The sequence below is a fragment of the Inhella sp. genome (assembly GCF_041912635.1).
GTDB lineage: Bacteria > Pseudomonadota > Gammaproteobacteria > Burkholderiales > Burkholderiaceae_C > Inhella.
The window spans coordinates 13,779-32,568 of the sequence record NZ_JAYRMO010000020.1; the positions used below are offsets into that span (position 1 = coordinate 13,779).

The following is an 18,790-nucleotide window of genomic DNA, read 5'->3' on the forward strand; positions in this document are numbered from 1 at the left end:
AGCCGCTGAGGTTCAGTTGCTGCGGCAGCTGCAGTTGCAGCAGCCCGCGTCCAGATCGCTGTGCACGGTCGGGGCGAAGGCATCGGCCGTGCGTCGAATGCGGATGCGCCAGGCTGCGGGCCCCGCCTCCAGCACCTGCCAGTCAAAGGCTGCGGGGCGCTGCTGCAGGAACTGGGCGTGCAAGCCGCGCGGCTCGTGGTCGTTGATCAGGTCGAAAGACTCGCCCGCGGTCAGGGTGTCGAAACACTGGAAGGCCAGTTGATGGCGTTGCGGGGGCGCCAAGGGGCGCAGATCGAAAGTGGCATTCACCGTCATGGCAGATCAAAAGAATGGAGCGAATGAAGCACGTGCTTGCGGAGCGCAGGCGCTGCGTCAGCCCGAGGGCACGCCGCTGGCATCCATGGCGTCGGAGGGCAAGAAGCGGTAGGGCCCGGTGCCGGCATGAAGCGACTCGGCTGCTGGCACGAAGCGCCCCTGGTCGACATCGAACACATGCACCTCGCCGTCTTCAATCACGTAGTGCCACCCATGCAGGCTGAGCTGAGCGGCCTCAACCCGTTCCCGCACCATTGGGTAGTTCATCAAGCGTTCCAACTGCAGCACGATGGCGCGCTGCTCGGTGCGCCGCATCACTTCCGCCCCCGTCTCCGCCATCGGCAGGGCCGCCTCGCGGCCCAAATCCAGCCAACGGCGCAGGTTCTGCGCTGCTTCCGGCAGATCGTCGTAGAGCGCGCGGATGGCGCCGCAATGACTGTGCCCGCACACGATGATGCGTTCGACCTGCAGATTGAGCACCGCATATTCGATGGCAGCGGCCGTGCCGTGGAAGCCCTGGCTTTGGTCGTAAGGGGGCACGAAGGCCCCCACATTGCGAACCAGGAACAACTCCCCCGGACCGGCACCGGTGAGCAGGTAGGGAACCAGGCGTGAGTCTGAGCAGCCGATGAACAGGGTCAGCGGGTGCTGCCCTTCGTCCACCAGATGCCGGAACAGCGAACGCTGCAGCGGAAAGGCGTCCGTTTGGAAGCGCCGCAGCCGCTCGATCAGTTCATCCGGCATGGCGTCTTGGCTCTGGGGGCTTATTGAACCAGGGGGGTCTCGGCGCGGTCCAGTTCGATGCCTTCCACGCGCGCGCCGGCCACCAAGGTTTTCAGGTACTGGCGCAGGCTGCTGAGCTGTAACTGCTGGCGCATGTGCTGCGCCACCGCCTCGCGCACCGCCTCGAAAGCGGGCAATTGGCCCGCCTCGCGCGCGTCGATGGCCACGATGTGCAGGCCGAAGCGGCTGTGCACCAGCTGCGGCAGCACGCCAATTTCGGTGCGGCCGAAGACCTCGCGCGCGAACTCGGGCGCACATTCCTGTGCCGTTGTCCAACCCAACTGACCACCCTGGGCGCCGCTGGGGCAGTTGGACAAGGTGCGGGCCGCCTCGGTAAAGGCGGCGGCTTCGCCGGCACGCAAGGCGATCAGCTGCGCCTCGGCGCGCTGGCGCAGCAGGGACACATCCACCCCCGGGGTCACGGCGAAAAGAATGTGTCGCAGCAGCACCCGTTCGCCCTGGGCGTAGCGGCGTGTGTTCGCTTCGAAATGGCGCCGGCATGCCGCCTCGTCGGGCTCGGGCCCCACCAACTCTTGCGCCATCAAGGCCTCGATAGCCTGGCTGGCTTGTTCGCTCATCACACCCTGCTCGGGGGCGGGGTCATCGGCGGCCAGCAAACCGAGTTGCTGCGCACGCTGACGCAGCAACTCGCTGTAGGCGCGTTGGCGCAGCTGTTCTTCGTCTAGCGCCTCGTCGGCGCCGGTGATCACAACGTCATTCACGGATACAAGCATGGGATCCACTCCTGCACTGCTGCAGCGGCCCGCTCAAAGGACCGCTGCGGCAGGCTCAGTTCTTCTTGAGGTTCATGCGACGGCCACGCACCACCTGGAAGGGGCGCAGCACATAAAACACCGAAGCCAGTCCGCTCCAAACATGCACCAGACGGCTGAAGGGGAAGAGCAGGAAGATCGTCATGCCCAGCACCATGTGGACCTTGTACGGCCAGTCCAGGTGCGCGATGCCGCTGGCATCAGGGTTCATGGTGACGATGCGCTGCGCCCACTCCGACAGGGCCAGCATCACCGAGCCGTCGCTGTGCGACAGCGAGAAGGGCAGGGTGAGCAGGCCCAAACTCAGTTGCACCCACAGGATCCACAGAATGGCCAGATCGGTGCGGTGGCTGGTCAGGCGGATGCGCGGGTCGGTGGTGCGGCGCCAGATCAGCATCGTCAGGCCGATGAAGCACAGGCTGCCGGCAATGCCGCCGGCCACGATGGCCACCATCTGCTTGTTGGCCGGGCTGATGAAGTGCTCGTACAGGCCGTGCGGGGTCAGCATGCCCACCGTGTGGCCGGCGAACAGGAACAGGATGCCGGCGTGGAACAGATTGCTGGCCCAGTTCATGCCCGATTTGCGCAGCAGCTGCGAGCTGTCGCTCTTCCAGGTGTACTGGTCGCGATCGAAGCGCGCCAGGCTGCCCATGAAGAACACCGCCAGGCAGATGTAGGGGTAGACGACGAAAAGGAAGTTGTGCAGGGCGCTCATGCTGATGCTCCCGAAGCGGTGGAAGGCTGCTTGCGAATGATGTGGACCGGTTGCACGTCAGCCGGGCGCGACTGGCCCGGGCTGCTGCAGCCGGAGAAGGGTTCGGGCTCGGCCCAGCTGTCGTCGAGCGCAGGCTCGGGCGGCAGTTCCACCGCCTCGGCCTGCTCGCCGGCCAGCTCTAGCAGAGCCGCCAGCACGCTTGCGTAGCCGCTGTTGCGGCGGCGCAGGGCGCTGAAGATGCCGCGCAGGATGTGCGCGAACTCGGCCAGGAACTCGCGCGCGGCCTGCGGCGGCTGGGTGCTGGCGTACTCCAGCACCACGGGCAGATGGTCGGGCAGCTCGCTCGTGTCGAGCAGCAGACCGGCGCGCTCGTAGGTCTGTGTCAGATCGACCATGGCCTGACCGCGGTCACGTGAATCGCCATGCACGTGCTCGAACAGGTGCAGCGAAGTGCTGCGCCCGCGGTCGAACATCTCGACGAACTCGGCCTCGGTGTTGAAGGGGTCGTCCTGCTGCAGGCGTCGTAGCAGCGCGTGCAGCTCCAGCACTCGGTCCAGGTGCAGCGCAGCTTCGCGGTCCAGGGCCTCCTGCATTTCGGGCACGGCCGCGCGGAACGCGGCGTCGGGGTAGCGCAGCAGCGCGGAGAGCACGCGCAGGGTGTAAGCGATGGGTTGGTTCGGCTTCGAATCGTTCATGGTGCGCTCCATCAGATCGTGGCCTTGATGGGGATGGTGCGCTTCTTCTCCGAGCCGAACAGGCTGGTCTCGGTCACACCCTCGGAGCAGCCATTACCGAAGCTGAAGCCGCAGCCGCCGCGCACATTGAAGGCGTTCTCGGCGTACTCGCGGTGCGTCGTCGGGATGACGAAGCGGTCCTCGTAGTTGGCAATGGCCATGATCTTGTACATGTCCTGCACCTGCGCCTCGGTCATGCCGACCTGGCGCAGCACGGCCGCGTTCTTCACGCCGTCCACATGCACGCCGCGCTGGTAGGCGCGCATGGCCAGCATGCGCTCCAGGGCGCGGGTCACCGGCGGGGTGTCGCCTGCGGTCAACAGATTGGCCAGGTACTGCACGGGGATGCGCAACTGGTTCACGTCGGGGATCTCGCCGTTCTGGCCGAGGTGCCCGGCGTTGGCGGCCGAGGTGATGGGCGACAGCGGCGGGATGTACCAAACCATCGGCAAGGTGCGGTACTCGGGGTGCAGCGGCAGCGCGACCTTCCAGTCCATCGCCATTTTCCACACCGGGCTGACCTTGGCGGCGTCGAGCCAGTTGTCGGGAATGCCGTCCTTGCGCGCCTGCTCGATCACCTTCGGGTCGTTCGGGTCCAGGAAGATGTCGCACTGGGCGCGGTAGAGGTCCTTGTCGTTGGGCACGCTGGCCGCTTCTTTGATGCGGTCCGCGTCATACAGCAGCACGCCGAGGTAGCGGATGCGACCGACGCAGGTCTCCGAGCACACGGTGGGCTGGCCGGCTTCGATGCGCGGGTAGCAGAAGATGCACTTTTCGGCCTTGCCGCTCTTCCAGTTGTAGTAAATCTTCTTGTAGGGGCAGCCCGACACGCACATGCGCCAGCCGCGGCACTTGTCCTGGTCAATCAGGACGATGCCGTCTTCCTCGCGCTTGTAGATCGAGCCCGAGGGGCACGAGGCCACGCACGCCGGGTTCAGGCAGTGCTCGCACAGGCGCGGCAGGTACATCATGAAGGTGTTCTCGAACTCGCCGTACATCTGCTTCTGGATGTGGTCGAAGTTCTTGTCCTTGCTGCGCTTGCTGAACTCGCCGCCGAGGATCTCTTCCCAGTTCGGGCCCCACTCGATCTTTTCCATGCGCTGGCCGGTGATGAGCGAACGCGGACGCGCGGTTGGCGCGTGCTTCATCTCGGGGGCCGAGTGCAGGTGGTCGTAGTCGAAAGTGAAGGGCTCGTAGTAGTCGTCGATCTCGGGCAGGTTGGGGTTGGCGAAGATCTTCATCAGAAGATTCCACTTGCCACCCTGACGCGGTTGGATGGAGCCGTCGGCCTTGCGGATCCAGCCGCCGTTCCACTTGTCCTGGTTCTCCCACTCCTTGGGGTAGCCGATGCCGGGCTTGGTCTCGACGTTGTTGAACCAGGCGTACTCAACGCCTGGACGGCTGGTCCAGACGTTCTTGCAGGTGACTGAACAGGTGTGGCAACCGATGCACTTGTCCAGGTTCAGCACCATGCCGATTTGGGCGCGAACTTTCATGTCTTTTCTCCTCGCGTCGTGATCAGGGGTTCTCGCCTTGCGCTTGGTACGCAGGCGCGAGGTGGTCGTCCTTTGGCGTGTCCAGCCAGTCGACCTTGTTCATCTTGCGCACGATGACGAACTCGTCGCGGTTGGTGCCGATGGTTCCGTAGTAGTTGAAGCCGTAGCTGTACTGCGCGTAGCCGCCGATCATGTGCGTGGGCTTGAGCACCACCCGGGTGACCGAGTTGTGGATGCCGCCGCGAATGCCGGTGATCTCGCTGCCCGGCGCGTTGATGATCTTTTCCTGGGCGTGATACATCAACGTCATGCCCGGGTTGACGCGCTGGCTCACCACCGCGCGCGCCGAGATGGCGCCGTTGACGTTGAAGAGCTCGACCCAGTCGTTGTCCTCGATGCCGGCGGCCTTGGCGTCCTCTTCGCTCAGCCAGATCACCGGGCCGCCGCGGTTCAGCGTCAGCATCAGCAGGTTGTCCGAGTAGGTGCTGTGGATGCCCCACTTCTGGTGCGGGGTGATGAAGTTCAGCACGATCTCCTTGTTGCCATTGGGCTTGGCGCCGTGCATCTCGGCGGTGGCCTTCAGGTGCACCGGCGGGCGATAGGTGCTGAAGCCTTCGCCAAAGGCCACCATCCAGGGGTGGTCCTGGTAGAACTGCTGGCGGCCGCTGAGCGTGCGCCATGGGATCAGTTCGTGCACGTTCGTGTAGCCGGCGTTGTACGAGACCTTCTCGCTTTCAAGGCCCGACCAGGTCGGCGAGCTGATGATCTTGCGCGGCTGCGCCTGCACGTCGCGGTAGCGGATCTTTTCGTCCTCGCGGTGCAGGGCCAGGTGCTCGTGGTCGCGGCCGGTGTACTTGCTCAGTGCGTCCCAGGCCTTGACGGCGACATGGCCGTTGGTCTCGGGCGCCAGTTGCAGGATCACTTCGCAGGCGTCGATGTCGCTGACGATGCGCGGGCGGCCCTCGGCGTCCACGCCATTGAGCTCGGCCAGTTGCTCGACCTCGGTGTCGGTGTTCCAGGCGATGCCCTTGCCGCCATTGCCCAGCTTGTTCATCAGCGGGCCCAGCGAGGTGAAGCGCTTGAAGGTGTCGGGGTAGTTGCGCTCCACCACGGTCATGGTCGGCGCGGTCTTGCCGGGGATCAGATCGACCTGCCCCTTCTTCCATTCCTGCACGTCGAAGGGCTGGGCCAGTTCGGCGGGGGTGTCGTGCATCAGCGGGTTGAGCACGATCTCCTTCTCGACGCCCAGATGGCCGACGCAGACCTCGCTGAAGGCCTTGGCCAGGCCCTTGTAGATCTCCCAGTCGGAGCGCGACTGGAACACCGGGTCCACGGCCGCCGACAGCGGGTGGATGAAGGGGTGCATGTCGCTGGTGTTGAGGTCGTTCTTCTCGTACCAGCTGGCGGTGGGCAGCACGATGTCCGAATAGAGCGCCGTGGTGCTCATGCGGAAGTCCAGCGTCACCAGCAGATCTAGCTTGCCCTCAGGGCCCTGCGCATGCCACTTCACTTCCTGCGGCTTGGCCTCGTCGCGGCCCAGGTCTTTGCCCTGCACGCCGTGGCTGGTTCCCAGCAAGTGCTTGCAGAAGTACTCGTGGCCCTTGCCGCTGGAACCCAGCAGGTTGGAGCGCCAGACGAACATGTTGCGCGGCCAGTTCTGCGGTGCATCCGGGTCCTCGCAGCTCATCTTGATCGAGCCGTCCTTCAGCCCACGGATCAAGTAATCCTTGGGGTCCATGCCGGCCTTCTCGGCCTGCTTGACCAGTTCGATCGGGTTGATCTCAAGCTGCGGTGCGCTGGGCAGCCAGCCCATGCGCTCGGCGCGCACGTTCTGGTCGATCATGCTGCCGCCGAACTCCTGGCGCTGGGCTTCGGTGGCCAGCGGCGATAGCACTTCGTCCACGCCGAGCTTTTCGTAGCGCCACTGGTCCGAGTGGGCGTAGAAGAAGCTGGTGCTGTTTTGCTGGCGCGGCGGACGGCTCCAGTCCAGTGCGAACGCCAGTGCGGTCCATCCGGTTTGCGGGCGCAGCTTTTCCTGGCCCACGTAATGCGCCCAGCCGCCACCGCTCTGGCCGATGCAACCGCACATCATCAAGAGGTTGATCACACCGCGGTAGTTCATGTCGCAGTGGTACCAGTGGTTCATGGCGGCGCCGATGATGATCATCGACTTGCCATGCGTCTTGTCGGCGTTGTCGGCGAACTGGCGCGCCACGGTGATGACTTGATCGCGCGGCACGCCGGTGATCTTTTCCTGCCAAGCCGGGGTGTACGCCGCGTCGTCGTCGTAGCTCTTTGCGCCTGAGCCCAGTCCGCGGTTGATGCCGTACTGCGCCACCTGCAGATCAAAGACGGTAGCCACCAGCACATCCTGGCCGCCCAGCTTCAGGCGTGCGGCGGGCACGCGCTGCAGGTTCACGTCACCGTTTTGCTGGTTGCCTTTGAAGTGCGGGTGCTCGGCGCCAGCGAAGTAGGGGAAGGCGACGTCCACCACCTCATGGGCTTGCTCGCCATCTTCGATCAGCGAGAGCTTGAGCTTGACCTCGGCATCGCCCTGGGCTTCCTTGGCTTCCAGATTCCACTTGCCCTGGTCGTCGCGGCCATCCTTGCCCCAGCGGAAGCCGATCGAGCCATTGGGCAGCACCACGCGGCCGCTGCTGTCGAAGGCCACGGTCTTCCACTCGGGGTTGTTGGCTTGGTCGAGCTTGTTGTGGAAGTCACTTGCGCGCACATAGCGCTGGGGCGCGAGCACCTTGCGGCCGTCCGGCAGGGTTTGCTCCTGCAGCATCACGAGCAGGGGCATGTCGGTGTAGCGGCGCGCGTAGTCGTCGAAGTAGCTGCTGCGCTTGTCGAAGTAGAACTCCTTCAGCGCCACATGGCCCATTGCCATGGCCAAGGCGGCATCGGTGCCCTGCTTGGGGTGCATCCAGATGTCGGCCAACTTGGCGACTTCGGAGTAGTCGGGCGTCACCGCCACGGTCTTGGCACCCTTGTAGCGAACCTCGGTGAAGAAGTGCGCGTCCGGCGTGCGGGTCTGGGGCACATTGGAGCCCCAGGCAATGATGTAGTTGCTGTTGTACCAATCGGCCGATTCGGGCACGTCGGTTTGCTCGCCCCAGACCTGCGGGCTGCTCGGGGGCAGATCGCAGTACCAGTCGTAGAAGCTCATGCAGACGCCGCCGATCAGGCTCAGGTAGCGGCTGCCGGCGGCGTAGCTGACCATGGACATGGCGGGAATCGGAGAGAAGCCGATCACGCGGTCCGGGCCATGCTTTTTGATGGTGTAAACGTTGGCGGCCGCAATCAGCTGGTCCACCTCGTCCCAGGTGGCGCGCACGAAGCCACCCATGCCGCGCATTTGCTGGTAGTCACGGCGCGCTGCGGCGTCGCCCTGGATCAAGGCCCAGGCATCCACCGGGCTCTTCGAGACCTTCAATGCCTCACGCCAGCGCTTGAGCAGACGGCCGCGCACCATGGGGTACTTGACGCGGTTGGCGCTGTACAGATACCAGCTGTAGCTGGCGCCGCGGGCGCAGCCGCGCGGCTCGTGGTTGGGCAGGTCGGGACGCGTGCGCGGGTAGTCGGTCTGCTGGGTCTCCCAGGTGACGATGCCGCCCTTGACGTAGATCTTCCACGAGCAGGAGCCGGTGCAGTTCACGCCATGGGTGGAGCGCACGATCTTGTCGTGCGCCCAGCGGTTGCGGTAGGCATCCTCCCAGGTGCGGTCCTCGCCGGTGGTCACGCCATGGCCGCCGGCGAATTCTTCGCGCGGCAGCCGGAAGGCGTTCAGTCGATCCAGGAAATGGGACATGCTTGTTCTCCGTTAGCAGGAAAGGGGGGCGTGGGCGCGGCCGTAGAACCACCAGCAGATGGCCATGCAGCTCAGGTAGAACGCCAGAAAGCAGAGCAGGGCGGCCTGTGGGCCGCCGGCCAGGGCAAAGGCGCTGCCCAGACTCTTGGGGATGAAGAAGCCGCCGTAGGCGCCGATGGCCGAACACAGGCCCAGCGCGGCGGCGCCGCGGGCCTGGGCATCGCGCAGGCTGTCGGCGTCCTGCCCCAGGGCCTCGCGCAGGTAGCCGAGCGAAATCATGCGAAAGGTGCTGCCGTTGGCCACGCCCGCGGCGCCGAACAGCAGCACGAAGCTGGCCACGAAAAACTCGAGCCGGGCCGGCGCGCTCAGGCTGACCAGCACGCCCAGCACACCCAGCACCAGTGCGGCAAAGGCCAGCAGGCTCACATGCGCACCGCCCAGGCGATCGGCCAGCCGGCCCCCCAGCGGGCGGGCCAGCGCGCCCAGCAGGGGGCCGATCCACACCAGCTGCTGCGCGGTGCTCGGGCTCGGAAACTGCTGGCTCAGCAGCAGCGGGTAGGCGGCCGAAAAGCCGATGAAGCTGCCGAAGCTGCCCAGGTAGAGCCAGCCCATCAGCCAGCTGTGCCGGCGCGTGAACACCTGGGCCTGGTTTTGCAGTGACAGATCGCCGCGCTGCACATCGTTCATGCCCAGCCAGGCCGCCAGGCTGGCCAGCGCGATCAGGGGCAGCCACACCAGGCCGGCATTGGCCAGCCACAGCGCCTGGCCGGCCGGCTGCGGCAGATCGAACAGATTGAGCGCAATGATGGCCGGCACCAGCCATTGCGCCAGGCTCACGCCCAGGTGCGCAAAGCCGGCGCCCACGCCCAGCGCGGCACCCTGCTCATGCGCCGGGAAGCAGGCGCTGATGTGGGCCACACCGCTGGCGAAGTTGGCGCCCCCCAGGCCGCACAGCAGCGACAGCAGCACCATGGTTTCGTAGGGCGTGCGCGGGTCTTGCACGGCCCAGGCAATGCCGCCGGCCGGCAGCAGCAGGCTGGCGGTGGAAAGCGCCGTCCAGCGGCGCCCGCCCACCCAGGGCAGGGCCAGGCCGTAGAAGACGCGCAGCGTGGCGCCGCACAGGGCGGGCAGCGCACTCAGCCAGAACAGCTGGTTGGTGCTGTAGCGAAAGCCCGCTGCCGGCAGATGCACCACCAGCACCGACCACAGCATCCACACGGCAAAGGACAGCACCATCGCCGGGATGATGAAAACCAGATTGCGCAGCGCCAGCGCCCGCCCATGGCGGGCCCAGAAATCCGGATCTTCCGGATTCCAGGCGGGGCCGATGCGAAGGGTCTGGTTCACGCTCCGGATGCTCCTTGCTGGCCGGGTTCGCGACCATCCATCGGCGGATCGGGGGCGGCAGTGCAGTGGGACGAGGCCGGGGGTGGGCGGCATCGTTCTTTCGAACTAGGGCCGGACGAGCGGCTCAGGCCGCTCAGGCCGCTTCGGTGCGCGCCCGCAGCAACTGCCGCAGCAGCCCGCAGGCCACTGCCAGCCAGGCCAGGCTGGCCACCCCCAGCATGCCCTGTGCCACCCAGCCCAGCGGTGCGAACTCGGCGGCCTGCCCCAGGCGCAGGCTGGCCACCGCGTACATGCCCAGCGGGAAGACAAAGGTCCACAGCACCGGCTCGTAGCGCAGCGGTTCATGCCGCACGGCGTGCTTCCAGACGAAGAACATCACCAGCAGCGGCAACCACCAGGTGGCCCAGGCCCACAGCATCAGGGTCACGCCCTCGATGAAGGGGCGCTGCGCATGCAGAAAGCGCAGTCCCGGGTCCGCATGCAGCAAGGTGGTTCCGGCAGTGGTGCTGATGGCGGCCGCCCCCATCACCACCCAGAGCAGGGGCGACAGATCCTGCGGCTTCAGCGCCAGGAAGAAGATGCGGTAGCAGAACAGCGTGATGAAGATGCCGTACCAGGCCAGGCCCAGGCTCCACAGCAGGTGGGCCTCGAACACCATCGCCTGGGCCAGGCCACCCAGATCGCCCGCGATGCGAGCGCCCAGCACGACCAGGGACTGCGTGCCCACGATGGCGATCAGCCAGCCGCCATGCACGATGTTGACGTTGTTCTCGTGGGTGCGGAAGGTCAGCACCGCGAACGCCAGGTACAGCAGCGCACACCAGGCGACAAAGGCCAGCATCCAGCAGCCCAGGGCCAGGCGCGGGTGGCCGCGCGCGTGCAGCAGCAGGCCCACGATGCTGGTGGCGGCCACCAGGGTGAAGAAGGAAAACACCATGCGCGGGTTCAGCAGGTCGATCCGCACCGCATCGGCATGGTGCAGCAGGCGCAGCGCGCTCAGGGCCAGCAGCAGCAGCCAGCCCAGTAGCGCCAGCCCGGCCAGCGCCTCGGCCACTGCGGACTGCCCCGCGTTGCCCCATCCGATCGCCAGGATGCCGGTGGCCATGACGGCCGCGAAGTTGCCGGGGTGCAGGGCGCGCAGGCCAGGCCTCATTTCGGTCCCCTTCGCGGCCGCCGCTCCTCAGGGGTTGTGAATCTCTGCGCCGCGGCGCAGGTAGAACCACCAGTTGAGCAGCAGGCACAGGCCGTAGAACACCGCAAAGCCGTACATCGCGAGCTGCGGCGTACCGGCCTTGATCTGGTCACCGATGACCACCGGCGCAATGAAGGCGCCATAGCCGGCCACCGCGGAGGTCCAGCCCAGCACCGGACCGGCTTGCTGGCGGTCGAACACCACGCCGATGGTGCGGAAGGTGCTGCCGTTGCCGATGCCGCTGGCAAAGAACAGCAACAGGATCAGGCCGAGAAAGACCGGGAAGTACTGCTCGGGCGTGGCCGAGTTGTAGGCCAGACTCATCACATAGCCGGCGGCCACCGAGCCGACGACCAGGATGGCCGAGATGATCTGCGTCACCAGCGAACCGCCCCAGCGGTCGGCGATCCAGCCGCCCAGCGGGCGCATGGCCGCGCCGATGAAGGGCCCCAGCCAGGCGTAGGTGAAGGCCGAGGGCGCGTTGGGGTTCTTCAGCGTGTGCTGCATCACGCCGGCCGCATCGGGCACATGGCTGACGCCGAAGATCACCGCGATCGACAGCGGCAGCGCCATCGAAAAACCGATGAAGGAGCCGAAGGTGACGATGTAGAGCGCCGTCATCGACCAGGTGTGCTTGTTGCGGAAGATCGCGAACTGCTTGGCGATGTTTTCCTTCATCGGCCCGAAGGCGGCCAGCTTCATGACCAGCAGCGCCGCGCAGATGTCCAGCGGCACCGCCACCCACATATTGATCAGGCCCAGGCCGGTGGGTGCCGGCAGGTAGATGTAGAGGATGGCGATCGAGGGAATGAAGGCCAGGGTGTAGAGGTAGGTGATCTTGGCGAAGGCCTTGATCGGGTGGCCGGCGGTGGGCGAAACGCTGCTGAGGTTGTTCATGCCCCACCAGCAGGCAATGGCCAGCGGGATCAGCGAGATCACCCAGGCAAAGCCGGCGTTCTGCACCCAGGCCGGCGTGCCGGCGGCGATCTTGCCGAAGATCCAGCCGCTGTCCTTCAGCAACGGCATCGAATCTCCGCCGAGGGCACCAAACAGCGGCATCGTCATCACCAGCGGGATGAGGATCTGCATCGTCGTCACGCCGAAATTGCCCAGGCCGCCGTTCAGGCCCAGCGCGGTGCCCTGCAGGCGCTTGGGGAAGAAGGTGCTGATGTTGGACATCGAGCTGGCGAAGTTGCCGCCGCCCACGCCCGACCACAGCGCCATCAGCTGGAACACCCACAGCGGCCACTCCGGGTGCTGCAGCGCGATGCCGGTGCACAGGGCGGGCGCCAGCAGCATCGCGGTGGTCAGCGTGATGGTGTTGCGGCCACCGGCCAGGCGCACCAGGAAGGAGGCCGGGATGCGCATGGTGGCGCCGGAGATGCCGGCAATCGCCGTCAGCGTGAACAGTTCGGCCTGGCTGAAGGGGAAGCCCAGGTTCAGCATCTGCACGCTGATGATTCCCCACATGCCCCAGACGGCGAAGCCGCAGAGAAGGGCTGGGATGGAGAGCCACAGATTGCGGTAGGCGATGCGCTTGCCGGTCTGCTCCCAGAAGCGCTCGTCTTCGGGCTGCCAGTCGGCGATGTCGGCGCCGCTGGCAGCGGGCGCGGGGGTCTTGTGCTTCATGGGAATCCTCGCGGCTCAGGCGGAAAGCGGGGGGGCTTGGGTGTGTTGCCCCATCAGTTCGGTCTTGCGCACCTCCGTCCAGTACATCCAGATCAGCGAGACCCAGACCACGCCGTACATCAGCATGAAGGCGCTGGAGCGGATGCCGGTGAAATCGAGCAGGGCGCCGAACAGGATGGGCAGGATGAAGCCGCCCAGGCCGCCGGCCAGGCCAACGATGCCGCTGATGGCGCCGATGTTGTGCGGGAACTCGTCGCTGAGGTACTTGAACACCGAGGCCTTGCCGAAGGCCCAGGCCACGCCCAGCACACCCATGATGGCGGTGAACACATAGACGTTCAGGCCGATGTGGAAGGTCCTGGGGCCGTCGATGGTGTGGATGGTGAATTCGGTCTGGGGGTAGCTGAGCAGGAACAGGCAGATCCAGCTGACCCACATCACCCACCAGGTGACCTGGTGCGCGCCGTACTTGTCGGACAGCACACCGCCGACGGCGCGCAGCACGCCGCCGGGCAGGCTGAAGCAGGCCGCCAGCAGCGCGGCCACGCGGATGTCCAGCCCGTACTCGCCGACGTAGTACTGCACCATCCACAGCGCCAGCGCCACATAGCCGCCGAACACGATGCTGTAGTACTGGCAGTACTTCAGCACCTTGGGGTTCTTCAGTGCCTTGAGCTGATCGCGGAACTTCACATGGCTGGGCGCCAGATGCTTGGGGTCGTGGTGGCTGAAGAACCAGAACAGCAGCACCGTGCCGGCCATCACGGCGGCATAGACCTGCGGCACCATCGTCCAGCCGAAACCCACCAGCAAGGCCGGCGCGATGAACTTGTTCACCGCCGAGCCCGAGTTGCCCGCGCCGTACACCCCCATGGCCATGCCCTGGCGCTTCTTGGGGAACCAGCGTGCCACATAGGGCGTGCCGACCGAGAAGGCGCCGCCGGCCAGACCGACGAACAGGCCGATGACCAGGAAGTGCCAGTACTGCGTGGCATAAGCCATCAACCAGATGGCCGGCACGGTGCTGGCCATCAGCAGGGCCATGACGATGCGGCCGCCGTAACGATCCGTCCATATCCCCAGCGGCACGCGCACCAGGGAGCCGGTGAGCACCGGCATGGCGGTCAGCAGGCCGAACTCGGTGGCGTTCAGACCCAGCTGCTTCTTGATCGGGATGCCGATGACGCCGAACATCATCCACACCATGAAGCAGACGGTGAAGGCCAGGGTGCTGACGATCAGCACCGACCAGGCTCTGCGATCGATGGCGGTGCGCATGGGTGGAACTCCTCAGAATGGCTGAGAAGCACTGTGGCGCGCGGGCGCCAGGCGGCCCATTCACCGAAACGGCAAGCGCCGGGCCGCCGCTTGGAGGAGCAGCCCGAACTGGCCCTCGTTCGAAAGAACTATGCGCCGCGCTGCTGCGTGACCAGCACGGCCGCCTGCACGCGCGATTCCAGGTTCAGCTTGCGCAGCAGGTGCTGCACATGGATCTTCACTGTGGTTTCGGCGATCCCCAACTGGCGGGCGATCAGCTTGTTGGAGTCGCCGCGGGCGATCAGGTCGAGGATCTCGCGCTCGCGCGGCGACAGCCCGGCGAAGGGGTCGGGCGGCGGCGGTGCGGCGGCCTCGGTTTCCTGGCGGAAGGCACTGGCCAGCTTGCCCGCCATCTCGCTGCTGAAACTGGAGACGCCGCGGGTGGCGCGTTCGATGGCTTGCGTCAGCTCGGCGTTGTCGGCCGTCTTCAGCAGGTAGCCACAGGCGCCGCCGCGCAGTGCGGCACCGAGATCCTGTTCAGACTCGCTCATCGTCAGCATCAGCACCTGAGCCTGCGGCGCGGCGGCCTTCAGCGCTGGCAGGGCCTGCACTCCGCTGGCACCGGGCAGGTGGTTGTCGAGCAGGATGACCTGGGGCTGCAACTCCGCCGCCAGGCGCTCGGCGGCCGAGGCATCGGCCGCCTCGCCCACCACCTGCAGCTGCGGCTGGGTGGACAGCAAGGCGATCAGGCCGCGGCGAAACAGGGTGTGGTCGTCGACGACGAGTACGCGAATGGGGGTGGGGGCGGCTTCATTCATGGTTCAGAGCGGCGGATTCTGGCAGCGCCACCCGCACCTGCGTACCTGCGCCGGGGCGCGACTGCAGTTCCACCGTGGCGCCTACCTTGGCTGCGCGCTCGCGCATGATGCGCAGCCCCACATGGCTGTCGTCGGGGGTGTCGTGCAGCGGGTCGAAGCCACAGCCGTCGTCCCGGATCTCGATCTGCCAGTGCGGCTGGTGCGCCAGGCGGACCTGCACGGACTGCGCCTGCGCATGCTTGCGCACATTGGACAGGGCCTCCTGCACCACATGCAGCAGCTGCACCTGCACATCGGCCGGCAGCGGAGCGCCGTGCCCGTCCACCTTCAATTCGGCCTGCAGGCCGCTTTGCAGGCGGAACTTCTGCAGGGTTTGCTGCAGGGCGGGCAGCAGGTCGTCGCCGTCGGTGCGGGTGCGGAAGTTCATCAGCAGGGCGCGCACGTCGGCGCTGCTCTCCTTCAGGCCCAGCTCCAATTCATCCAGCAGCCGCAGGCTGTCGCCAGCTATGCCGCTGGCCTGCGCATCCTTCAGCAACTGCAGTTGGATCCTCATGAAGGCAAGGCTTTGTGCGATCGAGTCATGCAGTTCGCGCGCCAGCAGCCCACGTTCCTCGGCCACGGCCGCCTCGCGGCGCAGGGCTTCATGGCGCAGGCTCTCCAGCGCGCTGGATAAGTGGCTGGCCAGACTGTCGAGCAAATCGCGGTCAGCCTGCTCCAACTGCGGAGCCTCGCGGTAGAACAGATCGATCTCACCCATCAGCCGACCCTGCACGGGCAAGGCCACGCTGGTGACCGTCACAAAACCAGCCTTCGCACAGGCGCTGGTAGGCGGGTGCTCGGGCAAGATGTGAATGACACGTGCTCTGGTCTGCGGCGAGCCGCAATGGCAGTCACCGGGTTTGAGGCAGCGCTCGGCTTCCAGCAGGGCCGGTGGCAGGCCCTGGGCCGCCAGCAGCACCATGCGTTGCTGGCTGGTGTCCAGCCAGCGGATGGCCACGGCATCGCAGCGCGCCACCCGGCGCAGCCGCTCGGTGAAGCCGGTTGCCAGTTCCTGCTGCGAGGCGGCCCGCGCCGCGAAGGCGCTGGCGTCGTAAAGGGCCGCCAGGCGATGTTTTTCTTCGCGCAGTTCGCTGGTTTTGCTGCGCACATCGTCCTCCATGCCGGCGTACAGCGTTTGCAGCCGCTCCGCCATGCGGTTGAAGCCGCGTGCCAGGTCCCCGAACTCGTCGCGCACACCTTCGGCCACGCGAACCCTCAGATCGCCCCGCTCCAGCGCGGCCAGACCCCGCCGCAGCCGGTCCACCGGCGCAAACACCAACAGGTGGGCGGCGTACAAGAAAGCGACCGCCGCTGCGATCGCCAAGGCCACCAGGGCCAGCTGCACCGAGGACAGCAGGGTGTTCCAGCCGGCCAGCTGGGCTTCGATGGCGGCCACCAAGTGATCTACCCGTTTCACCATGCCGTCCACGTCGGCGCTGGAGAGTTGGGCCGGTTGGTTGGCCGCCAGCCTGTGGAATTGCAGCCAGCCTTGGCTCACCGACTCGAAGGCCTGCGCGGTGGTGGCATCGCGCGGCAAAAACAAGGGGCGTGCGGGGTCGCCGTCGCGAATGAGCCGAAGTGCCTGATCCACCTGCTGCAAGTGGGTGCCGGCCTCGGCCTGGTTCTGCAGTGCCACTGCGTGGGCGATGCGCCAAGTCTGCATGCGCAGGCGGCCGGCCTCGTTCACCGCAGCAGCGCCGCCTTCAAGCTGCCAGCCTATCCAGAGTGTGAGCCCGATCGACGCCAGCGCCACCGCCAGCAGGCCCACACCCAGCAGGCCCACCTTGGTGGCCACACGCGCGTTCTTCCATTGCTTCCGCATGCGCGAATTGTCTTTGCCAGCCCGATTTCCTGGGCGCGCAGAGGCTCGGGAAGCGCCGGAGATTGGGTGTTGAATGACCTGCATCAAAGCTCAGGGCGACTCGTCCCCTGGCTCGGCCATCGCAACCTGCTCACTGGCATCGCGGTGCAGCTGCGCCAGTGCCAGCAGCCGCAGCCAGGCCTCAGCGCGCGCGGGGCCGGCTGGCGCGGTCTGCGCCTGCAGCAGCTGCTCGCCCAGGGCCTTGAAGCCGGCCTGCTGAAGCGCCGCCGCCAAGGCCTCGCCCTCGGGCCGCCAGTGCGCCGGCGCCTGGGCCAGGCCGGTGTGCAGGGCCGTGGCCAGGTGCTGGCGCAGGCGTTCCAGCAGCCGGCTGCAAGGGTCCGTGCCGGCTTGCGCGGCGTGGCCCAGCGGCAGGCTGGCCAGCACGCCCGGGCGCTGGCTGGCGAAGTCGGGCACCAGCACCTGGTCGCAGGCCAGGGCCCAGGGCTCCAGGCAGGGCAGGCCGTCCTGCCAGCTCAGCAAGCCGGCGATATGGCGCAGCGGGCCGTGGTGGCCGTTCAAGGCTGCGGCCAGGCTGTCCAGCGCCAGCGGCAGATGGCCCTCGTGCGTGCGCTGCAGCAGCAGGGGCTCGCCTGCGGCGTCTTGCAGCGTGGCCAGCAGGCTCTGGGCCTGCGGGTCGTAGGCGCAGTCGATCTCGGTGCTGGCCGGCGTGAAGACGATGAAGCGCCGCGCCGCGTGGCGCGGCTGCAGCGCGGCATGGGGGTGGGCGCGGGCCTCGCGACGCAGCGCGGCCACGGAGTCAAAGCGCACCGGCGGACCCAGCAGGCTCCAGTCCGCCGTCTGCGGCAGCACGCTGTTCTGGCTGCTGCGTGCGCGCGCCAGACGCAGGCTGCCATCGGCGCGCCGGGCGGCGCCTTGCGCCAGCAGCTGGCCCTGGGCCAGGGCTTCGAGCAGCAGGCCGGGCGCCAGGCGTTCGCGTGCACGCGCTTGGGCCTCGGCGGCGGCATCGCTGCCCTCGCTCACGCTCCAGTCGTGGCGCAGCACCAGGCGGGTGCCGGTGTCCAGATCGGCCAGCACCAGCTCGGTCTGGCGCTGCGGGCCGTCACGGCGCGTGCGCGCGCCCAGGGTCATCAGGCGCAGGCGGTCCAGGGCCGTCTCACCGGCTTGGCCCAGCCCCAGCACGGCGCCGGCCTGGCCGGGCTGGCCGCCGGCGGCCAGGCGCAGCGCCAGCTCGGCCAGCAGGTCCACGCCATCGGCGGCGTCGTAGCGCGCGCCGCGCTGGGCGTAGGCCTCGGCCCAGGCCTCCAACTCGGCCACCAGCAGCTCCAACCAGGCCGCGCCGCTGCTGGCCGCGCGGGCCTGGCTCAGGCCCTGGCCCAGCGCGCCGCTGCCTTGCGTCACGCCCAGGCGCAGCAGGGTCTCGACGGCTTCGAGGAAGGGCCCGCGGTCCAGCGCCCGAGCGCTCTGCGGCGGGGCCAGCTGCACGCTGGGTGCGCCCTGCGCCGCCCGAAAGGCCCAGACCCCGAGCGCCACATGGGCGCAGGCGCTGCCGCGCAGGCAGTCGCAGCGCGCCGCGGCCAACGCCCCGCCGGCCCAGAAGCGCACCGTGGCTTGGGCCAAGCGCGCGGTGTCGCAAGGCTCACCATCGGCCGCGCGGCGCAGCTCCACGCGCAGGCCGGAAGCGCGTGTGCGCTCGGCCTGCTGCAGCACGGCGGGCGTCAGCGCAGTGGCCAACTCGGCATCGCTCACGTCTTCGAGCGCGGGGTTGGTCGGGGCTGCTGCCGCCGGTGCCTGCTCGCGGTAGGCCAGCACCGCGATCAGCCGGTGCCGGCACACGCCGCTGGCACCGCAGTTGCAGCGCGCTTGCGCAATCGTCTGGCCCTGCGGCCACAGGATCTCCACGCCATCGCTGAAGCGCGCGGTCAAGGTGGCGGCTTCGTCCAGCGCCAGCTCGGGCCGGTAGCCGCCGGCCAGTTCGCGCACGGCGCGCTTGACCAGGCCGGCGTTGGTGAACTGGATCAGGGCTTCGGGGCTGAGGGGGAGGAGGTCGGGGCGCATGCTG

14 protein-coding genes are annotated in these 18,790 nt (G+C 67.3%); all 14 read right to left on the reverse strand.

The features are described from left to right. Positions 1–12 precede the first annotated feature (12 nt). Positions 13–309 (reverse strand): DUF2249 domain-containing protein, encoded by a 297-nt coding sequence (locus ACE3QP_RS12880; protein ID WP_374436614.1) that lies wholly within the window; start codon positions 307–309, stop codon positions 13–15. Positions 310–372: 63 nt separating this feature from the next. Further along, positions 373–1,059, reverse strand: a complete 687-nt coding sequence (locus ACE3QP_RS12885) for a carbonic anhydrase (protein WP_374436616.1) — start codon at positions 1,057–1,059, stop codon at positions 373–375. A 20-nt stretch (positions 1,060–1,079) separates the two neighbouring features. Beyond that, positions 1,080–1,832 (reverse strand): peptidylprolyl isomerase, encoded by a 753-nt coding sequence (locus ACE3QP_RS12890; protein WP_374436618.1) that lies wholly within the window; start codon positions 1,830–1,832, stop codon positions 1,080–1,082. A 55-nt stretch (positions 1,833–1,887) separates the two neighbouring features. Continuing rightward, positions 1,888–2,586 carry a respiratory nitrate reductase subunit gamma gene (narI, locus tag ACE3QP_RS12895; RefSeq protein ID WP_374436619.1) on the reverse strand — a complete coding sequence of 233 codons (699 nt, stop codon included), beginning with the start codon at positions 2,584–2,586 and terminating at the stop codon, positions 1,888–1,890. Further along, entirely contained in the window at positions 2,583–3,281 is a 699-nt protein-coding gene (gene narJ, locus ACE3QP_RS12900; protein WP_374436621.1) for a nitrate reductase molybdenum cofactor assembly chaperone, read from the reverse strand. The genes narI and narJ overlap by 4 nt, the downstream gene beginning before the upstream one ends. 11 nt (positions 3,282–3,292) lie before the next feature. Continuing rightward, positions 3,293–4,816 (reverse strand): nitrate reductase subunit beta, encoded by a 1,524-nt coding sequence (gene narH, locus ACE3QP_RS12905; protein WP_374436623.1) that lies wholly within the window; start codon positions 4,814–4,816, stop codon positions 3,293–3,295. 22 nt (positions 4,817–4,838) lie between these two features. After that, entirely contained in the window at positions 4,839–8,627 is a 3,789-nt protein-coding gene (locus ACE3QP_RS12910; RefSeq protein WP_374436624.1) for a nitrate reductase subunit alpha, read from the reverse strand. 12 nt (positions 8,628–8,639) lie between these two features. Further along, the gene (locus ACE3QP_RS12915; protein ID WP_374436625.1) at positions 8,640–9,974 is read right to left on the reverse strand and encodes an MFS transporter; all 1,335 of its coding nucleotides are present in this window, start codon (positions 9,972–9,974) and stop codon (positions 8,640–8,642) included. Between the two features lie 133 nt (positions 9,975–10,107). After that, positions 10,108–11,127 carry a tellurite resistance/C4-dicarboxylate transporter family protein gene (locus ACE3QP_RS12920; protein ID WP_374436626.1) on the reverse strand — a complete coding sequence of 340 codons (1,020 nt, stop codon included), beginning with the start codon at positions 11,125–11,127 and terminating at the stop codon, positions 10,108–10,110. 27 nt (positions 11,128–11,154) lie between these two features. After that, entirely contained in the window at positions 11,155–12,795 is a 1,641-nt protein-coding gene (locus ACE3QP_RS12925; RefSeq protein WP_374436627.1) for an MFS transporter, read from the reverse strand. Positions 12,796–12,810: 15 nt separating this feature from the next. Beyond that, positions 12,811–14,073 (reverse strand): nitrate/nitrite transporter, encoded by a 1,263-nt coding sequence (locus ACE3QP_RS12930; protein ID WP_374436628.1) that lies wholly within the window; start codon positions 14,071–14,073, stop codon positions 12,811–12,813. Between the two features lie 128 nt (positions 14,074–14,201). Continuing rightward, the gene (locus ACE3QP_RS12935) at positions 14,202–14,870 is read right to left on the reverse strand and encodes a response regulator (RefSeq protein ID WP_374436629.1); all 669 of its coding nucleotides are present in this window, start codon (positions 14,868–14,870) and stop codon (positions 14,202–14,204) included. Continuing rightward, entirely contained in the window at positions 14,863–16,731 is a 1,869-nt protein-coding gene (locus ACE3QP_RS12940) for a type IV pili methyl-accepting chemotaxis transducer N-terminal domain-containing protein (protein ID WP_374436630.1), read from the reverse strand. The genes ACE3QP_RS12935 and ACE3QP_RS12940 overlap by 8 nt, the downstream gene beginning before the upstream one ends. Positions 16,732–16,821: 90 nt before the next feature. After that, positions 16,822–18,786, reverse strand: coding sequence for a hypothetical protein (locus tag ACE3QP_RS12945; RefSeq protein WP_374436631.1), 1,965 nt, complete (start codon positions 18,784–18,786; stop codon positions 16,822–16,824). Between the last annotated feature and the right edge of the window lie 4 nt (positions 18,787–18,790).

Bases quoted from the DNA above. Each gene is read 5' to 3' on its own strand.
- ACE3QP_RS12945 (WP_374436631.1), bottom strand. From the start codon at position 18,786: ATGCGCCCCGACCTCCTCCCCCTCAGCCCCGAAGCCCTGATCCAGTTC.
- ACE3QP_RS12930 (WP_374436628.1), bottom strand. From the start codon at position 14,073: ATGCGCACCGCCATCGATCGCAGAGCCTGGTCGGTGCTGATCGTCAGC.
- ACE3QP_RS12890 (WP_374436618.1), bottom strand. From the start codon at position 1,832: ATGCTTGTATCCGTGAATGACGTTGTGATCACCGGCGCCGACGAGGCG.
- ACE3QP_RS12885 (WP_374436616.1), bottom strand. From the start codon at position 1,059: ATGCCGGATGAACTGATCGAGCGGCTGCGGCGCTTCCAAACGGACGCC.
- ACE3QP_RS12920 (WP_374436626.1), bottom strand. From the start codon at position 11,127: ATGAGGCCTGGCCTGCGCGCCCTGCACCCCGGCAACTTCGCGGCCGTC.
- ACE3QP_RS12910 (WP_374436624.1), bottom strand. From the start codon at position 8,627: ATGTCCCATTTCCTGGATCGACTGAACGCCTTCCGGCTGCCGCGCGAA.
- ACE3QP_RS12925 (WP_374436627.1), bottom strand. From the start codon at position 12,795: ATGAAGCACAAGACCCCCGCGCCCGCTGCCAGCGGCGCCGACATCGCC.
- narI (WP_374436619.1), bottom strand. From the start codon at position 2,586: ATGAGCGCCCTGCACAACTTCCTTTTCGTCGTCTACCCCTACATCTGC.
- ACE3QP_RS12935 (WP_374436629.1), bottom strand. From the start codon at position 14,870: ATGAATGAAGCCGCCCCCACCCCCATTCGCGTACTCGTCGTCGACGAC.
- narH (WP_374436623.1), bottom strand. From the start codon at position 4,816: ATGAAAGTTCGCGCCCAAATCGGCATGGTGCTGAACCTGGACAAGTGC.
- ACE3QP_RS12940 (WP_374436630.1), bottom strand. From the start codon at position 16,731: ATGCGGAAGCAATGGAAGAACGCGCGTGTGGCCACCAAGGTGGGCCTG.
- narJ (WP_374436621.1), bottom strand. From the start codon at position 3,281: ATGAACGATTCGAAGCCGAACCAACCCATCGCTTACACCCTGCGCGTG.